This is a genomic window from Deltaproteobacteria bacterium, from assembly GCA_029858205.1.
In the GTDB taxonomy this organism is placed as follows: domain Bacteria; phylum Desulfobacterota; class GWC2-55-46; order GWC2-55-46; family DRQE01; genus JAOUFM01.
On the sequence record JAOUFM010000002.1, the window covers coordinates 72,023 to 87,828 of the forward strand.

Consider the following 15,806-nt stretch of genomic DNA (forward strand, 5'->3'; position numbering starts at 1 on the left):
ATGAAAATCCGTAAAGCCGTGTTTCCGGCTGCAGGGCTCGGAACCCGCTTTCTGCCGGCGACCAAGGCCATACCCAAAGAGATGCTGCCTCTTGTGGATAAGCCCCTTATCCAGTACTCTGTCGAGGAGGCGGTGGATTCCGGTCTAGACGATATAATAATCGTCACCGGCATGGGTAAAAGCGCCATCGAAGACCACTTCGATAAGTCCTTTGAACTCGAATACTTCCTTAAAAAGAAAAACAAGCTCGACAACCTTAAATCCCTCGAAAAGATATCCCAGAACATATATTATTCCTACACGCGCCAGAAAGAACCGCTTGGGCTCGGGCACGCGATACTATGTGCAAAGCGCCTTGTCGGGGACGAACCGTTTGCCGCGTTTCTTAGCGACGACGTTATAATATCCAAGACCCCTGCCATGAAGCAGATGCTTGGCATCTTCGAGCGCCACCGGGCAAGTGTACTTGCCGTGCAGCGCGTGCCGATGAACCAAACACACCAGTACGGCATAGTAAAGGGCAAGAAGGTCGGCCCGGGGCTCTTTAGCGTCGAGGACCTTGTTGAAAAACCCAAGACCAACCCGCCCTCAAATCTCGCCATCATAGGGCGCTACATCCTCACGCCGGAGGTATTTGGCTGTCTTGAGACCACAAAACGCGGCTCGGGCGGAGAGATACAGCTTACCGACGGCATAAAAACACTTCTCAAAAAGCAGCCGGTCTTTGCCTTCGAATTCGAGGGCACGAGGTTCGACGCCGGAGACAAGCTCGGCTTTCTAAAGGCCACGGTAACACTTGGCACCGGCCACGACAACTTCGGCAAAGAGCTTAAAAAACACATCAAGACCCTGAAATTCTAAGTTCTTTGTGTTACAATTAGAAAAACGGTTCAGACGGGCTATGGCAAAAAATCATAAAAAGACGCCGGACACAGGCTGCGGAAAGACAATCGACACTCGCGGTGTCGTTAAATTCCTCGTGGACGAACTCGGCAGCCTCGGACAAAAAGCCGACGACGAGACCACCAGTAGCGGCATATCGGTCGACCTTTACATGAAGGGCGACATCGTCGTGCTCGAGGCCGAGCTCCCGGGCGTAAAATACGAGGACGTAACGCTTGAGTACTTCAAGGGCAGCGTCACCATACGCGCCTCCAAGTACGAGTGCTTCGACGAAGAAGAAGTAACGTACGTGTGCATGGAACGGTCGTTTGGCAAGCTTGCCAGGAAAATCGACATCCCGCTTCCCGTCAACTCGGCCAAGTTTCTTGCCACGTTTAACAGGGGAATACTCAAAGTAGAGATGCCGCGCATAGAGGAAAAGCGCGGGCTGCCAAAACAGATACCGATAGAGCCGGAAAAAAAGTGAGGGCACGATAATGGCTGCGGAAAAGGCCGACGAACAAGTAATAATACCAGAAATACTGCCACTACTACCGGTGCGCGACGTCGTGATATTTCCGTTCATGATACTGCCGCTCTTTGTCGGAAGGGACAGATCCATCAGCGCCGTTGACACGGCCCTTGCAAAAGACCGCCTCATATTCCTTGTCACGCAAAAAGACGTATCCAAGGAAGACCCTGACCCCGAGGACCTATATACGCTTGGCACCGTGGGCATGATAATGCGCATGCTAAAGCTTCCGGACGGACGCGTAAAGATACTCGTACAGGGGCTCTCAAGAGCAAAGGCAAAGACCTTCATTCAGACGCAGCCGTCGTACTCGGTTGCAATAGAGAAGATAAAAGAGCCGACTCTCGAGGTCCAGCCAATCGAGACAGAGGCCCTTATGCGTAACGTAAGGGAGCTCGTAGATAAGCTTGCGAACCTTGGCAAGGTGATATTCCCGGAGGTCATGACCGTTGTCGAGACACTTCAGGACCCGGGCCGCTTAGCCGACCTCGTGGCCGCAAACCTCGGGTTAAAGGTCGACGAAGGCCAGCAGGTGCTCGAGACCATAGACCCGATAAAAAGACTCGACAGGGTAAACGAGCTTCTTACCAAGGAATACCACGTAGCTCAGATGCAGGCCAAGATACAGACCCAGGCCAAAGAAGAGATGGACAAGACGCAGCGCGAGTACTACCTAAGAGAACAGCTAAAGCAGATAAAGAGCGAGCTTGGCGAAATGGAAGAGGCTTCAAGCGAAACCGCCGGCTTTAAGGAAAAAATCAAGGCCGCATCCATGCCCCCGGAGGTCGAAAAAGAGGCCCTGAAGCACGCCGACAGGCTTGACTCCATGCACCCGGACGCGGCAGAGGCCACCATAACGAAGACATACCTCGAATGGCTCGTTGACCTGCCGTGGAACAAATCCACAAAGGAATCTATCGACATAGACGAGGCAAAGAAAGTGCTCGACTCCGACCACTACGACCTTGAGAAGGTCAAGGAGAGGATACTTGAGTACCTTGCCGTAAGAAAGCTAAGAAAAAAGACCAAGGGCCCGATACTCTGTTTCCTCGGGCCGCCTGGAGTTGGAAAGACCTCGCTTGGAAAATCGATTGCCCGGGCAATGGGCAGAAAGTTCGTTCGCATCTCTCTTGGAGGCGTAAGGGACGAGGCAGAAATACGCGGCCACAGACGCACTTACGTGGGCTCGCTCCCGGGGCGAATCATACAGGGCATGAAACAGGCCGGGACAAATAACCCGGTCTTTATGCTCGACGAAATCGACAAGCTCGGCATGGACTTTCGTGGCGACCCATCGAGCGCGCTCCTCGAGGTGCTAGACCCAGAGCAAAACGACTCGTTTAGCGACCATTACTTGAACGTGCCCTTCGACCTCTCGAAGGTCATGTTCATAACGACCGCTAACATGGCAGACCCCATCCCCGGCCCTCTTAAGGACAGGATGGAAATCATCGACATCGCCGGCTACACCGAGGAAGACAAGCTCGCGATAGCAAAGCGCTACATCGTGCCGCGCCAGATTACCGAGCACGGCATAACCGAGAAACAGATAGATATCCCGGACGCTGCGCTAAAGCTCATCATCAGCGACTACACGAGAGAGGCCGGCCTCCGTAACCTTGAGCGCGAGGTCGCATCCGTGTGCAGAAAGGTAGCGAAGAAAGTAGCCTCGGGCAAAAAGGAAAAAACCACTATCTCAGAGGAAAACCTGCACGAGTACCTCGGGGCCCCTCGCCACTTGCACGAAGAAGGGCAGGAAAAAGACGAGGTCGGGGTTTCCACGGGGCTTGCATGGACCCCTGTTGGAGGAGAAATACTGCACATCGAGGCAACTATCCTCAAGGGCCGGGGCCAGCTCCTGCTTACCGGGCAGCTTGGCGACGTGATGAAGGAGAGCGCGCACGCAGCGCTTAGCTACGCAAGGTCCAGGGCCGTAACGCTTGGCCTTTCAGACGACTTCTACAAGAACATAGACATACACATACACGTCCCTGCCGGGGCGATCCCCAAAGACGGCCCGTCGGCAGGCATAACCATAGCCTCTGCCCTCATCTCTGCGCTTACGCACACGCCGGTCAAAAAAGACGTTGCAATGACAGGCGAGATAACTCTAAGGGGGCGCGTCATGCCCATTGGCGGGGTAAAGGAAAAGTGCCTTGCCGCGCTCGGAGCAAAGATGAAAACTGTACTTTTGCCCGAGCAAAACAAAAAGGACTTCGACGAGATACCCAAGGTCGTAAAAGACAAGATGAAAATCATCTTCGTAAAACACATGGACGAGGTCTTAAAGCACGTCCTCAAGAGCACGCCCGGCGCCAAAGAAGGCAAAAAGACAACACAGGGCGGCAAGAAAAGGCCGCACGCAAGGCCTTAAAGCGGCAACGCCGCGCCCAAAGCCGCGCGCAAGATGACAAAGATAAAAGGATACGGCGAAAGGGCCTTCATAGAGAAAATAGCGCGCATCTTCGGCGAAAACGGCGCTAATGTGGTCAAGGGCATCGGCGACGACGCCTCTGTCACGCTGACACCCAGATCAGACTATCTCGTCACGACGACAGACTCGCTTATCGAAGGCATCCACTTTCGGCGGGAATGGACGACCGGACGGTTACTTGGAAGAAAGCTCGTCAGTATCTCCGTATCGGATATAGCGGCAATGGGAGCAAACCCGGAGTTCCTGCTCATATCGATAGCTGTGCCGGAAAATACCGACGTTGAATTTCTAGAAGACATATATCTCGGCATAAAAGACGTAACATCTGAGTTCGATTTTCCGCTTGTCGGCGGCAACACCGCGGCCTCTACGGCGCACATGATGCTGACATCGACGCTTCTGGCAAGCGCAGACAAGCAAGCTATCGCGTACAGAAATGGCGCTTTAGAGGGCCACGACATATACGTAAGCGGCACGCTCGGGGATTCATCACTTGGGCTCATGGCGCTAAGACAGATGGGCGCTGCTGCAGCAAAAGACGAAAACTACGTGGATGCTGTAGCAAGACACCTTGCCCCCTCGCCTCGCCTAAGGGCCGGGCTTGAGCTTACAAAAAGGGGCATCGCCTCGGCCATGGCCGACATAAGCGACGGGGTCTTCCTCGACGCCTGGCGCATAGCAGAGGCAAGCAATACGGGCTTCGAGATAGACTCGGACCTGCTGCCGCTATCTGCCAAAGCGCGCCGACATATAGAAAAACATCCGGACGACGCGCCGGACATACTTCGCGGCGGCGAGGACTATGAGCTTATATTCACGGCTTCGCCGGACAAAAAAAGCGATGTTGCAGGGCTCGCGGCGGAGCTTAAAACGCCGCTTACAAGGATAGGCACGGTCACGGCAAAGGAAAAAGGCGCGGTCATAACCGGGGCATCCGGCAATGCGCTAAAAGGCGCCGGGATAGCCGGGTACGAGCACTTTATGCCGGCAAAAAAAGACCCTTGAAAAGGCTTTGTAGCGCATATCAACACTGATTGACTTTGTTTTAAAAAAACGACTATAATATAGCACTATATGCTCAAAGGAAGGTGTTCATGCGGATACCGGTAGCCATAAAATTCATATTCGGTTTTCTGTTCGTCGTGGCAACAGTGGCCTCGATGCCGCTATTTATCAACCTCGACGAAGAAATACGAGTCGGACTCGCAACCATCGTTGGACTTATCCTCGGCCTCGTATTCAGCAGAAGTTTCACGAAAAGATTCACTTACTTCATAAAATCCGCGAAGCGCATAAGCCTTGGCGACCTAAGCTTCGACGAAAAAACCAAGCCCCCGCGCATACTGTTCAAGGACGAAACAATCGACCTGGAAGACGCCATTGAGCTAATCTACACCAACATGCGCACCCTGGTTAAAAACCTCAAAGGTTCTGTGCACAACTTAAGCACAGCCGAACAATCTCTAAGCAGCATCGTCGCAAAAGGACGCGTAACCAACGACGAGGTCATCGCCGCTTCATCCAAGATATTCGCGGCCGCCCTTGACCAGGCCAGGCACGTGGACAGCACCTCGGCTCTCGTAAAGGACGTGGACTCTTTTGCCGAAGACGTGGCCGACAAGGTAAACCAGACCGCCTCGGCCTCCCAGATGGCGCATTCGATGGTTGAGCGCGGCACCGCCACAACGGCATCGGCAATAGAAAAACTCGAAGGCATATTCACCGGCATAGACAGCACCACGGTAGCGGCAAGCAGATTAAAGGACAAACTAAACGACATCCCGAAAATCCTCGACGTCATAACGCACATATCCAGACAGATTGACCTCCTCGCCCTAAACGCTACAATCGAGGCAAGCAAGGCCGGAGAACACGGCAAGGGGTTTGCCATGGTCGCCGAAGAGGTCAGAAGGTTCGCTGACAACACCAACAGAAGCGTTGGCGACGTATCCACCGTAGTCAAGGAACTAAAAGACGAGGTCGAGAAGGTCGTGCAAAACGTCTCCAACAGCTCCTCCTTCATAAAAGAGGGCCGCGAAGACATCCGTAAGATAAGAGAGATACTGCTTGATGTCGCAAGCTACACCTCGGACATGACGACCAGGGCCGACATGATAATCGACCTTACGGTAAAGCAGAAGGAAAAGACCCACGATGCCGTCACAATCATCGAGGAACTGGCGCGCATCGCACAAAACAATCTTTCCACATCAGAACTCGTGGACCAGACCGTTGAAAAGCACGGCGCCGCAACGGAGAAAACAGTAGAAGCGGCCACAAACCTTGCCAAAATAGCCAAGGAACTCGAGACCCTCGTTGCGCGCTTCAAGATAGAAGAAGGGTTCGACGCAAACATGTCGGAAGGCCAGGACTTTCCAGCTGCAGCAGCGGCAACTGCCGCAGCCGCTGCTGCAGCAACAACGGCATTCCAGGAACCGTCTGTTACAGAAGAAGCCCCCGCTTACGCCGTAACGGCAGAAGAGCAGGAAGCTGCCAACACCGCAGGCTATACCCTGCCAGATGAGACGGAAGCCGCGACTCTGCCGGAGGAGGAACCACAGGATATCGCCACATTCGCTTCGACCGAAGAACAGGCTGCCGAAGAACCGGCTACGGAAGAAACATGGGTTGAACAGCCGCAGGAATACGGCACAGAACAGGCCGCGTCCGAAGAATACGCGGCAACCGAAGAGGTCCCTCAGGCCGAATACGCCGCCGAGCCAAACTCTGATCTCCAGTCCGAGGTCGATACCATCATCGAGCAGGCTTCCGGCGGTGAAGCTGAAATAACAGCAGAAGGGTTTGTGCAGGAAGAAGGCCAAACGCAGGAACCGACCTTTGGGGATTTCTACACTGAAAGCGCCCAAAGCGGCGAAGATGCACAAGCTCCTTTAATCGGCAATATAGAGATGGAAGCACCGCCCCCTGTCCCGCAAGCCGGCGCCACTGCCACCGCTGCGGCAGCCAGGAAAGATGACAAGCAGCGCGGCGAGTTCGAGTTCGAGGACGACGACCTCTCTGGCGGCTACTTCGGGGGAAAGGACCGGGCCTAAGCGGAAAAGCACGATGAACGCCCCGTCTAACACAAAGAGCAACATGCTGCTTTTGCAGGTAGGCACCGAACGCCTCGCCATACATCTTGAGTATATCGAGCGTATCGTCGAGACCTCGCGCGTGTATTTCGTGCCGAGCGCCATACCGCCCGTAAAAGGCGTCATAACGGCGGGGCACGACACCATCATGGTGGTAGATTTGAGCCGGATATTTAGCCTGCCGCCGTATTATGAAGACTCGGGGCGCGTAATCGTCGTCTCCGAGAACGGAAAACGCAGAATAGGGCTGCATGCAGGGAACCAGAGATTTTTTTTCGCATGGCAAGAAGACCTGGAGGAGGCGCAGTTCATTACCCAGCGCACCTCCAATTACGTATCCGGCGCCGTAAAGATCGGCGAAGGCACTTTGAAAATCATTGACTGGAGGTATATTTTCGATGACGTCTCAACCAGGCTCGCTGAACGCAGGTCCGCCTAAAAATATCTGCATCGCGGACGACGACGCGTTCTTCAGGACCATTCTAAAAGACATACTCACATCCGCCGGCCACAACGTTTTGGGGGTAGCCGAGGACGGCGCCGCCGCTGTCGTAATGGCAAAGGAGCTTAAGCCCGAGATTTTCATACTCGATCTCGTCATGCCTGAGATGAACGGCATCGAGGCCCTAAGAGAGATGAAGCTCATGCCCACACCTCCAAAGGTCATCCTCTGCACCACCATAAAGGGAGAAAAGGTGCTTGCGGAGGCAAAGGCCGCGGGCATCGACGGGTATGTTAAGAAACCCTTTAACGAGGAAGAGATTCTTGGCACCATAGCCGGCCTGTAGCGGCTATCTACGTGGCTCTCAATGGACGCATCCAAATATAAAAACCTATACCTGCAGGAGGCGCGCGAAAGAATAGCGGCCATAGAGACCGAGCTCGTTGAGCTTGAAAAAGACCCCTCCGGCACCAAACCCGTTGAAACGCTTTTCCGTTCCTACCATTCCATAAAAGGCATGAGCGCCTCCATGGGCTACGAGCTCGTGCAGAGGTTCTCGCACGCGCAGGAAGACCTTCTCGACGCCGTAAGGTCCAAAAAACTAGGCGTCACCGGAGACCTCATATCGCTTCTCCTCGAATGCCTCGACAAGATGAAGGCCCTGGCCGAGGCCATAGAACACGACGCAGAGCAAAACGAGGCGGCAGTGGATGCGATGATAGTAAAAATACAGGCGGCAAAGACCGCCCCCCCGCCCTCTGCCGCGCCAGCAAAGCCGGAGGCCGAGCCGGAGGAAAAGAAACAGGCTGCCGCGCCGCGCCCGGTTGACGAACAAAAACAGCACATCAGCATCGCCGACACCATCAAGGTCGAGCGCGCGGTCTTCGACAAACAACTGGACATCACCGGCAATCTCATGACAGAGCTCTCGCGCTTAAAGGCCGAGGCCGAGAACGTGCAATCCATGGCCATGCACGACATAATCCGGGCGCTCGAGCGCAGTCTTGACGAGCTTAGAGAAAATATCCTGGACGCCAGGATGGTGAAGTTCGACAGCATTACGCAGACACTTCCCAGAATCGTTCGCGACGTGTGCCGAAACACCGGCAAAGAGGCCGAGATAATCATAGAAGGCGCTTCCATAGCCATGGACCGCTCGGTGCTCGAAACTATGAGCGACCCGCTAATCCACATCATACGCAACGCCGTTGACCACGGACTCGAGCCCCCGGCAGACCGCAAAAAAGCGAAAAAACCGGAAAAGGGCACTATAAAAGTGCGCGCCCTGTCGAGGCGCGACCGCATCTTCATAACCATAACCGACGACGGCCGCGGCATAGACAGGGACAGGATCCGCGAAAAAGCCCTCCAGAGCATGCCCCAGGACCGCGTCATGAGCATGACAGATAAAGAGCTCCTGATGCTCATCTGTCTGCCGGGGTTTAGCACGGCAAAGCAGGTAAGCGACATCTCGGGAAGAGGCGTTGGCATGGACATCGTCAAAAGCACCATAGACGACCTCGGAGGAGACTTTACCATAGACAGCATACTCGGCAAGGGCACTATCATGACGATAGAGCTTCCAAAGGCCTCGTCCATGATGAAGCTTCTTGTTGTAAGAGTCGGAAACGAACAGTTCTCGCTGCCGCTCTCGAAGGTACACCGCGTCATCGAGGCCGAAAGAAGCGAGATATCGACGGGGCGTATCGAGTACTACGGAAAGAGCATCAAGGTTTCCTTATTGAAAAACCTTCTAAGAATACCAGATGACGACTGCACCGAAACACTAAGGGTTGCGCTCCTCGAAACGGGTGTGGAGGGCGACGAGCTCTTTGCCCTGGCCTTCGACGACTTCGTCGACGACATGGACGCCTACATACGCCCGCTTGCCCCGCCTTTCTCCTCCATATGGTGCGCTGCGGGAATAACCATACTCGGCAACGGCAGACCGGTATTCCTCCTTGACATACCGCAGCTTGCGTCGGTTTAACGCTCCAAATTCCCAAAGAAGGCAAAGATGAACCCAAAGGAACTCGAAAAACTGCTAACTTTTGTCAAAAGCGGGAAGGTCTCGGTGCCGGGCGCGCTAAAGAAGCTAAGGCACATGCCCTTTGAGTCGCTAGACTTCGCCACAATAGACACGCACCGCTCGCTAAGACAGGGCTTTCCCGAGGTAATATTTGGCCAGGGCAAAAGCGCAAAGCAGATAATCGAGATATCCAAACGGCTTGGCGCAAAAAAGGAAAACGTGCTTATAACGCGTATTGACGGAAAAAAGGCAGCAACCGTGCGCCGCTCCTTCAAAGGCTCCTCATATAATGAAACTGCGCGGACCATTTTCATAAAAAAACAGCCGGTAAAGATAACCGGCAAAGGAACGGTCCTTGTCATAACGGCAGGCACCTCCGACGTTCCTGTTGCCGAAGAGGCTGCGGTTACGGCAGAGTGCCTCGGAAACCGCGTTAAACGCATCTACGACGTCGGGGTTGCAGGCATACACAGGCTGCTCCACAGAAAAGATGACCTCTTCGAGGCAAACGTGCTCATCGCCGTAGCCGGCATGGAGGGCGCGCTCCCAAGTGTTGTAGCCGGGCTTGTCGGAAGGCCGGTCATAGCCGTGCCGACAAGCGTCGGGTACGGCGCAAACCTCGGAGGGCTAACAACACTGCTTGCAATGCTAAACTCCTGCAGCTCCGGGCTTACTGTCGTGAACATAGACAACGGCTTTGGCGCGGCCTACGCAGCCACACTCATAAACAGGGATAAAAAATGACAAGAACCCTATACATCGACTGCCCGACCGGGCTTAGCGGCGACATGTTCATCGCCTCTCTTCTCGACGCAGGCGCTGGCATGAAAACTCTTAAAAGCGGGCTCGCAAAATTAAAGCTCAAGGGCTACACCCTGAAGGTCACGAAAGAACGGCGCCAGGCAGTAGAGGGCACGAGGTTCAAGGTTCTGTGCGGCCACGAGCACCATCACCGCACATTCAAGGACATAAAGGCCATAATCGAGAAAAGCGGCCTTGACAGAGACATAAAGGACACCGCTATAGCGATATTTAAAAACCTCGCGATAGCAGAAGGCAAGGTCCACGGCATTGCCGCAGACAAGGTGCACTTTCACGAGGTCGGCGCAGTCGATTCGATAGTGGATATCGTTGGGGCGGCAATACTTCTTAAATCTCTTGGCATCGGGGCCCTCTACTCATCCGAGGTCCCGCTTGGCTCCGGGCGCGTGATGACAGACCACGGCATGCTGCCCATACCCGCGCCAGCGACAATAGAGCTCATGAAGGGCGTGCCTATCGCGCCTTCCGACATAAAAATGGAGCTAACGACCCCTACCGGCGCGGCCATACTAAAAACCCTTGCAAAGGGCTTTGGCCCCATGCCCGCCATGACAATAGAATCTATTGGCTACGGCTGCGGAGGTAAGGACCTAAGGGAATTCCCAAATGCCGCGCGCGCAGTAATCGGCGCTTCTTCGAAAAACGCCAAAACAGGCGAAAAGGTCATTGTAATAGAGACCAATATCGACGACATGAGCCCGCAAATCGCAGGCTATCTTACGGAAAAACTCCTTAAAGAAGGCGCTCTCGACGCATACGTAACGCCCGTGTTCATGAAAAAACAGCGCCCTGCAATACTCCTTACAGTACTAACAGTAGAGGAATCCAGGGACAGGCTCGTTGACTTGATATTCGCTGAATCGAGCACCATAGGAGTACGCTGCCATGAAACACAAAGAACGTGCCTTGAAAGAAAGTCTATTACGCTAAAGACCGAATACGGACAAATAAAGGCAAAGATGTCCGTTAAAAACGGCAGAACGCTTAATATTCAACCGGAATACGAAGACTGCAGGCGCATTGCCGAGAAAAAACACGTTCCATTAAAGAAGATTATCGAATCCGCCATTGCAGCAGCGGCTAAAAAGAGACCCTGACAGGCCATAACCGTCTGTTTTTAGAGGAATTTCGTCTTAAACTTAGAATTTGACTATAGTTACGCTTACAGGTATAATTGCAGCTATATAAACAGCACAACAATCCAAGGGGCGTAAAATAGCATGCTCGTCAGGTGCTGGGGGTCGAGAGGCTCTATCTCGGTTTCCGGGAAAGAATACATAAAGTACGGCGGAGACACAACTTGTGTCGAGGTCGTGGCCGACTCGGGCGAGATAATCGTCATAGACGCCGGCACCGGCATCAGACGACTTGGCAACCACTACGCCAAAGAAAAGATCAGCCGCGTTAACATGGTCTTTACGCACCCTCACTGGGACCATCTCGCCGGATTCCCGTTCTTCAAGCTTCTATACAAAAAAACCGCCACCATAGACATCAGGGGCCCGCGCACCACGCAGGAATACATAAAGACCATAATATCGAGGACAATGACCTCGCCTTACTTCCCGGTCGAGTTGACAGACATTGCCGCGGACGTCAAATTCCATTCTACAACCGGCCAGGACGACTTCTCCATCGGCTCCGTGCACGTAAAGACCATACCGCTTAACCACACAAACACGGGCGTTGGCTACAGGCTCGAAGAGAACGGCAAAGCGTTCGTGTTTCTAACGGATAACGAGCTTGGACACCCACACCCTGCAGGGAAATCGTTTCACGATTACGTCGAGTTCTCAAAAGGCGCGGACCTCTTAATCCACGACGCCGAGTACAAGCCCGAAGACTACATGAAGGGCTGGGGCCACTCGACATACACCGATGCCGTAAACCTCGCCATGCAGGCAGGCGTTAAAACAATAGGGCTCTTCCACCACAACCAGGACAGGCCCGACGACGGCGTCGACGAAATCCTCGAGTCATCCCAAAAACTGCTCAAGGACAAGGGCGCAAAGATAGAATGCGTAGCAATGGCAACTGACACCGAGATAAAGCTCTAAAAGGAAGGGCCGCCGTTTGCACGGCGGCCCTTTTGTGAAATCCCACTCAATTACCGGTATTCAAACAACCTGCATCAGAACCCGTAGCGCACCCTAAGATACACGTTATCATTTCCCTTTGCCTGGCCAAACTCCGTATGGTCGAGCTTACCCGCGAACACATTCGTGCCAAGCGTGACCTTTAGCCTGTCGGTAGCCGCATACGCAGCAGAGGCCCTGAAGTAAACATCTTCGTCGGTCGGGCTATAAAATGCAAACGCCCCGAGCGTAAGGGTTTGCGCCATCAGGAGCTTTGTTATCCTTAGAGTCGCCACCTCTCTCATCCTGTCCCTCTTTGGCGCGCCCGGAGGGATAAACATCTCATAGCCGCCGTAGTCCATCATGCGTTCTATAAGGTACTGCACCCCTGCCCTTAAGTCTCCTCCAAGGTCGCGGTTGTAGCCGATAAGCAGCTTCCCGCTCGAGTTCTCGACCATCGGGTCATCGCCGTTCTTATCTTCTATTGAATCGTAGTACCCTGCCTCTATGTTCGCAACTCCCCCGGCAAACTGCCCCTGCAGGCTCGCTCCGTAGGCATTTAGCCTCGGATAATAGAAGACACCCTCCATAGGATTAACTGCGCCCATGGGCTCCTTATAAAAGCCTCTGAAGAAGTAAAGAGTAGCCTCGTAGCCGCTTATGTTCTTCGAGAGCCGAAGCGCTGTCTCCGAGTGGTCTACTGTCTTCGAGGGACGCACGAAATGGCGGTTCATTGTTTCGCCCGCGATAAAACCGCGCATCCAATCGAAATACGAGAACCTGTCCTCATCAAGGCTCCTGTTTGGCCTAAATACAGGGATAACCGCCAGATCGACATTAACCGCATCGTTCCAGAGCCAGAAACGCAAAGCATCGCTTGGCACTTTCAAATACTCGTCATCGCGGCCTGAGAAAAACGAGTTATAATCCTTCGGAAAGAGGTCGTTTATGAACACATAATCTCCCGTACCCCATGTAATTATCTGGCGCCCAAGTTTCGTATCCAGCGCGCCAAACGGGGTTAGAGAAAGATACAGCTCTCTTACCGACAAAAACCCTCTTTCCTCGTACCCGTCGAATAATGCCTCTGCCTTGACGAAAAACTCTCCGGACACGGCGTCGAGCTTTGGCACTGCCGAGCCGTAGCGAAGCTGCAGCCTCGTCTCAAGGAGGTTGTAATCATTTTTCTCGGCAAGCTTGTCGCCGCTTTTGAGGCTTCCGGCTGCCTCTACAAAGCCGCCTGCTGCATCCGCGCCGTAAGTAGCGCGCGGCGCGGATATGCCGATAATCACAGCCGCAAGAACTACGGCAACAAGCGCTTTCCCTCTTATGTCGGCTAACTGAAACATGGCCTACACTCCTTTACAATGCTTACTTTATCCACTCTCTTGGCGGCTTTCTAAGGGAACGCTCGGTAAAGATATCATCCTTTACCTTTACGTTATATTTCACATTCGAGAACTCGATGGTCGTATACCCGCCACCCGGCTCCTCGACCTTGCCCTTTATGACCGTCGGGATGCCGTCAATGTCCCTGACCTCTTCAACTGTTGCTACCTTATAGAGCTTTCCTGCCTTGTCAAAGTACTCGCCCTTTATTGGGATGAAGTTCTTCTTGTCAACGTAGACAACGAAGTACGAGAACTCGACAGAACCAGGGTCCTTCGGAGTATTCTTTATGACGTAGACGTCGCTTGCCCCGAGCTTATCTTCCCTAAGTAGTTCATGATTGTCGGCAGCAGGCAGCCTCCCGGAGACATCCTCGTACACAAAGTGCGAGCCTGCGAAGCTCGAGCGTTTGTCCTTTGAGGCAACCCTTTTAACAAGGTCTATGGCAGGCACATAGAGCCACCTGTCGTCGTCTCCCTTGACGTTCTTCCACACCATAAATACCATCCTCGAGACGTCCTCGGGCTTATGGAAGTAGACGTAGAACTTCTGCTCTCCGCCGTCCTTAACGTCCTTTCTTATCATCGTAATCTCTCTAACGCGGCTTCTGCCCTGGCTATCATAGATGGTCATCTTGGCCGAAGCGGTTCCGTCGTTACCGGCATAGTAATAGGCAAGGTTCGCCTTGTCTATTATCTCTTCCGGCGTAAGGGCAGCTGCAGAAGACGCCGTAAAGACTAGCGCCGCCAACACCGGTAAAACAAACATTCCAAGTACAATTCTCGTATTCATATGTTCCCTCCTTATGGAATTCACTTCCAAAACAATCACCTGACCGCAGCTGTTATTGCAGGATCGTCCTCTTCGCCAAACCATAGCGCCGCGTATCCTTTATAAAACCCTATTCCAACGGCTTTCCACGGATGCTTTTCCCACACGCCTTTATTAAGTATAACCGCGTTATGGAGTCTGCTGCCCTGCCAGCCCTTCAGGGCGCCTTCGGCCGTTACGATGTAACCGCCGTACTCAATGCCGCCAAAAAAGTTCTCGAACCCGTAACCGGCATATTGCGTTCCAAGCCTCTTTGGCGCCTCCCACATGCATTTATACGTGGAGTTATTGGCGGCGTCGTAGTCGCAGTCGCTCCACCCGTGAAGCCAGTTCTCTCCCTTTTTCGAGTACTGCCTATGGTTTTCAGCAACATCGCGCACGTGCCGGTTCGCAACAAGACTAAGAGAAGGAGAAGCCGGTACGGGCGGCAGCTTGTGCTTTGCGCGATAATCGTTTAGGAGCTTAAGGAACTTCTTTTCCTCCGCGTTTAGTTCGTCGCCTGCGCAGGCCTTTTCGGTCAGCACTTCAGTGCCTCTACACTCTGCCCCCGCCGTCGCATCGCCCTGGTACACGATTGCAGGGCCGCCTCCGCATCCCGCAGCCAAGGCCGTAAGCAAAACCGCCAGTATCAAGGTTCTTCTATCCATGCAGCGCTCCTTCTTTGCTGTTTTTCACCGCAGAACAAAACCGCTTACTTCTCGGTCTTGCAGCATTTCAGCCCGCCCCACTTAAGAAATGTCATCATCGGGCACCAGTTCGTGAGCCCGGACTGTAGAAGGTTCAGGCCGACAAATGCCGTAAAATAGAGCCAGTACTCGTGGTGAAACTTCGCAAGTGCGAGACTAAGTAGTATGAAAAACCCTGCTATTAGCCTTAGAGTCCTTTCGACATGCATAATACTACCTCCGTTTGTTTTATTGTTTGCTAAAACACCATTGCCTTCGAGCTGTCCTTTACCCATCTTGCAAGGTCAATGGTCTTGCCGACCACTGCGCCTTCGATAAAGTCTTCCTGCGTAAATCCCCGTGCGCGCGTGCAGGTAAGACAGCTTCTTACCTCAGCGCCCTTCTTTATCAGGGCAGAGAGCATCTCGCCGACGTTATAGTAGCCTTTTGGCGGGCTCTGGCCTTTCTTGGCTGCCGAGACGCTATCGCCATAAAGAAATATCCTTACCTTTACGTCCTCGGTCAAAAGGGCCTCCACGAGCCTAAGTGCATTCCACATTTTTTCATTTCCATACGGCGCGTCCTGCAAAACAATGGTCACGGTTTCCATGAT

At 53.4% G+C, this 15,806-nt stretch carries 16 protein-coding genes; 11 read left to right on the top strand and 5 right to left on the bottom strand.

All coding sequences use genetic code 11. The features are described from left to right. The 11 genes from galU (at nt 1) to OEV59_01840 (ending at nt 12,290) form a co-directional block, all read left to right on the top strand. Complete coding sequence (gene galU, locus OEV59_01790) at nt 1-861, top strand: UTP--glucose-1-phosphate uridylyltransferase GalU (protein ID MDH4226475.1); 861 nt, start codon at nt 1-3, stop codon at nt 859-861. 40 nt (nt 862-901) lie between these two features. Next, on the top strand, nt 902-1,369 hold the full coding sequence (locus tag OEV59_01795) for an Hsp20/alpha crystallin family protein (protein MDH4226476.1): 468 nt from the start codon (nt 902-904) through the stop codon (nt 1,367-1,369). A gap of 10 nt (nt 1,370-1,379) precedes the next feature. After that, the gene (gene lon / locus OEV59_01800; protein ID MDH4226477.1) at nt 1,380-3,788 is read left to right on the top strand and encodes an endopeptidase La; all 2,409 of its coding nucleotides are present in this window, start codon (nt 1,380-1,382) and stop codon (nt 3,786-3,788) included. Nucleotides 3,789-3,821: 33 nt separating this feature from the next. After that, nucleotides 3,822-4,853, top strand: a complete 1,032-nt coding sequence (thiL, locus tag OEV59_01805) for a thiamine-phosphate kinase (GenBank protein MDH4226478.1) — start codon at nt 3,822-3,824, stop codon at nt 4,851-4,853. An 89-nt stretch (nt 4,854-4,942) separates the two neighbouring features. Beyond that, nucleotides 4,943-6,901, top strand: coding sequence for a methyl-accepting chemotaxis protein (locus OEV59_01810; protein ID MDH4226479.1), 1,959 nt, complete (start codon nt 4,943-4,945; stop codon nt 6,899-6,901). 43 nt (nt 6,902-6,944) lie between these two features. Beyond that, entirely contained in the window at nt 6,945-7,379 is a 435-nt protein-coding gene (locus OEV59_01815; protein ID MDH4226480.1) for a chemotaxis protein CheW, read from the top strand. Beyond that, nucleotides 7,339-7,728: a response regulator gene (locus tag OEV59_01820; GenBank protein ID MDH4226481.1), complete on the top strand. Its 390-nt coding sequence runs from the start codon at nt 7,339-7,341 to the stop codon at nt 7,726-7,728. Before OEV59_01815 ends, OEV59_01820 begins: the two co-directional genes overlap by 41 nt. Before the next feature lie 21 nt (nt 7,729-7,749). Then, a complete protein-coding gene (locus OEV59_01825; protein MDH4226482.1) occupies nt 7,750-9,372 on the top strand; it encodes an ATP-binding protein in 1,623 nt (540 codons plus the stop codon). 27 nt (nt 9,373-9,399) lie between these two features. Further along, complete coding sequence (larB, locus tag OEV59_01830) at nt 9,400-10,155, top strand: nickel pincer cofactor biosynthesis protein LarB (protein ID MDH4226483.1); 756 nt, start codon at nt 9,400-9,402, stop codon at nt 10,153-10,155. Then, nucleotides 10,152-11,330 (top strand): nickel pincer cofactor biosynthesis protein LarC, encoded by a 1,179-nt coding sequence (gene larC, locus OEV59_01835; GenBank protein MDH4226484.1) that lies wholly within the window; start codon nt 10,152-10,154, stop codon nt 11,328-11,330. The genes larB and larC overlap by 4 nt, the downstream gene beginning before the upstream one ends. A gap of 123 nt (nt 11,331-11,453) precedes the next feature. Then, on the top strand, nt 11,454-12,290 hold the full coding sequence (locus tag OEV59_01840) for an MBL fold metallo-hydrolase (GenBank protein ID MDH4226485.1): 837 nt from the start codon (nt 11,454-11,456) through the stop codon (nt 12,288-12,290). A gap of 74 nt (nt 12,291-12,364) precedes the next feature. Here the strand turns inward: OEV59_01840 and OEV59_01845 are convergent, their stop codons facing one another. Genes OEV59_01845 through OEV59_01865 form a run of 5 tightly spaced genes read right to left on the bottom strand, consistent with a single transcriptional unit; the run spans nt 12,365 to nt 15,803 of the window. Beyond that, nucleotides 12,365-13,657 carry a hypothetical protein gene (locus OEV59_01845; protein ID MDH4226486.1) on the bottom strand — a complete coding sequence of 431 codons (1,293 nt, stop codon included), beginning with the start codon at nt 13,655-13,657 and terminating at the stop codon, nt 12,365-12,367. Nucleotides 13,658-13,679: 22 nt separating this feature from the next. After that, nucleotides 13,680-14,489, bottom strand: a complete 810-nt coding sequence (locus OEV59_01850; protein MDH4226487.1) for an outer membrane lipoprotein-sorting protein — start codon at nt 14,487-14,489, stop codon at nt 13,680-13,682. A gap of 35 nt (nt 14,490-14,524) precedes the next feature. Next, nucleotides 14,525-15,175, bottom strand: coding sequence for a CAP domain-containing protein (locus tag OEV59_01855; GenBank protein ID MDH4226488.1), 651 nt, complete (start codon nt 15,173-15,175; stop codon nt 14,525-14,527). Between the two features lie 44 nt (nt 15,176-15,219). Then, the gene (locus tag OEV59_01860; GenBank protein MDH4226489.1) at nt 15,220-15,423 is read right to left on the bottom strand and encodes a DUF2892 domain-containing protein; all 204 of its coding nucleotides are present in this window, start codon (nt 15,421-15,423) and stop codon (nt 15,220-15,222) included. 29 nt (nt 15,424-15,452) lie between these two features. After that, nucleotides 15,453-15,803 (bottom strand): DsrE family protein, encoded by a 351-nt coding sequence (locus OEV59_01865; GenBank protein MDH4226490.1) that lies wholly within the window; start codon nt 15,801-15,803, stop codon nt 15,453-15,455. Nucleotides 15,804-15,806: the final 3 nt, after the last annotated feature.